The 1,286-nt window shown below is 43.4% G+C and carries 1 protein-coding gene and 1 pseudogene; both read right to left on the bottom strand.

Going from position 1 to position 1,286, the window contains the following annotated elements:
* A partial coding sequence (locus F6K38_RS42270) for a PstC family ABC transporter permease (protein WP_287360851.1) occupies positions 1-601 on the bottom strand: 601 nt, incomplete at its 3' end.
* Positions 602-1,028: 427 nt separating this feature from the next.
* A pseudogene (locus F6K38_RS42265) lies at positions 1,029-1,286 on the bottom strand (protein sphX); the annotation flags it as partial.

Raw genomic sequence — 1,286 nt, 5'->3', positions numbered from 1 at the left:
CTCCCATAGCATAAGACCCTTCCCGTAACTCTACCGGAACCGCTCGCATGGCATCTTCACTAATGGAACTAATAAAGGGAATAATCATCAAACCCATGACTAGACCGGCACTTAGCATATTAAAAACCGGCAATTCAGTAAAAATCTTGCGCAGAAAAGGGCTAACCACCAGCAGGGCAAAATAACCATAAACCACTGTAGGAATTGCTGCTAAAAGTTCCAAACCTGGTTTAATTATTTCTCGTAATGTAGGAGGAGCAAATTCACTTAGGTAAATCGCAGCAATAGTTCCAGTCGGGATAGCAAATAGAAGAGCAATAGTAGAGGTGACTAGGGTTCCTGATATCAATGGCAAAATTCCGTAGTGCTTCTCCAAAAACATCGGTGTCCATTTGGTATCCGTTAGGAAATCAAATAATGATACTTCCTTGAAAAATGCCAGAGATTCCCTAAGCAGGAAAAAGATTATTGCTGCCATAGTGGCGACGGAAGACAATGCCGCCAAAAACAATAGTATTTCAATCCCCCGCTCTCGCAAATTGCGAATTAATTTTGGTGAGAGGCGTTTGGTCTGGTTAAGTCGGATCAGTTTTTCGGTCATTAAATCGGTAATAAAAGTATTGTTTTAAGGCAGCTATCAGCTATCAGTTATCAGCGAACAGCTTAAGCGCTACGCGCACGCTACGCGAACAGCTATCAGCGAACAGCTTAAGCGCTACGCGCACGCTACGCGAACAGCTATCAGCTATCAGCATATGCGTTAGATGGGCAAATCCCCAGACTTTTAATTCTGATTAATCTCGAACTATTATATTTTTCTGTTTGCGCGATGCGCACACTACGGTAACAAAGTTTATTTTCAGCTGACCGCTGACAGCTGACGCCTGAATGCTTACCTGAGAACTCTTAACTGAGAACTTAGGACTCTTTTCAACATAAGTCAAGAGCGATGATTGATAATTCTACTACTAATCGCTCTTGACGAGATTAAACCAATTAAGTCCTCTAGGTTAGATTCAGTTCTAGGCTTAGTTACCGCTACCGACTAGAACCTCTAACTCTGCGAGGGATTTGGCATAGTCTGCAGAAGATAGAGGCACCGACTTAACCTCAGTGACTAATCGCTCAGCATTTTGGAGGTAATAGGTCACAAACTCACTTACCTCCGTACGCTTAACAGCGTTTTTGTTGACATAGATGAAGATTGGTCGGGATAGGGGCGTGTAAGTCCCGTTACGTACCGTTGTCAGAGAAGGCGTCACCCCATTGATAGCAACAGCCTTCAG

Source organism: Moorena sp. SIO3B2, from assembly GCF_010692525.1.
GTDB lineage: Bacteria > Cyanobacteriota > Cyanobacteriia > Cyanobacteriales > Coleofasciculaceae > Moorena > Moorena producens.
Note: the sequence above shows the minus strand (reverse complement) of the source record. Positions and strands in the feature narration are given on the sequence as shown.